Below are 418 nucleotides of genomic sequence, written 5' to 3' on the forward strand. Positions count from 1 at the left end.
ATGTCATATTGAAAATTGGAGCGGAAGACGGGATTCGAACCCGCGACCCCAACCTTGGCAAGGTTGTATTCTACCACTGAACTACTTCCGCAAGACATGTATGAGTTATTTAATTAAAAGTGCGGGTGAAGGGAGTCGAACCCCCACGCCAAAGGCGCCAGATCCTAAGTCTGGTGCGTCTGCCAATTCCGCCACACCCGCATATTAATTTATTTAAGAAAAATGGGGCGACTGATGGGAATCGAACCCACGAATGCCGGAGCCACAATCCGGTGCGTTAACCACTTCGCCACAACCGCCATGATTTCTGGTGCCGACTAGAGGACTTGAACCCCCAACCTACTGATTACAAGTCAGTTGCTCTACCAATTGAGCTAAGTCGGCTAAATGGTGGAGGATGACGGGATCGAACCGCCGA

At 50.2% G+C, this 418-nt stretch carries 4 tRNA genes; all 4 read right to left on the reverse strand.

Features of this window, described 5'->3' with window-relative positions:
• Nucleotides 1-16: 16 nt before the first annotated feature.
• The 4 genes from ACS2CR_RS34420 to ACS2CR_RS34435 all read right to left on the reverse strand — a co-directional run bounded on the left by ACS2CR_RS34420 (nucleotide 17) and on the right by ACS2CR_RS34435 (nucleotide 384).
• Nucleotides 17-91: transfer RNA gene (locus ACS2CR_RS34420), tRNA-Gly, on the reverse strand.
• Between the two features lie 29 nt (nucleotides 92-120).
• A tRNA-Leu gene (locus ACS2CR_RS34425) sits at nucleotides 121-201 on the reverse strand.
• A 22-nt stretch (nucleotides 202-223) separates the two neighbouring features.
• Nucleotides 224-299: transfer RNA gene (locus ACS2CR_RS34430), tRNA-His, on the reverse strand.
• A 9-nt stretch (nucleotides 300-308) separates the two neighbouring features.
• Nucleotides 309-384 (reverse strand) — tRNA-Thr (locus tag ACS2CR_RS34435).
• Nucleotides 385-418: the final 34 nt, after the last annotated feature.

Origin of the sequence: Bacillus cereus group sp. BceL291, assembly GCF_051776705.1 — a bacterium.
Taxonomy (GTDB): Bacteria; Bacillota; Bacilli; order Bacillales; family Bacillaceae_G; genus Bacillus_A; species Bacillus_A cereus.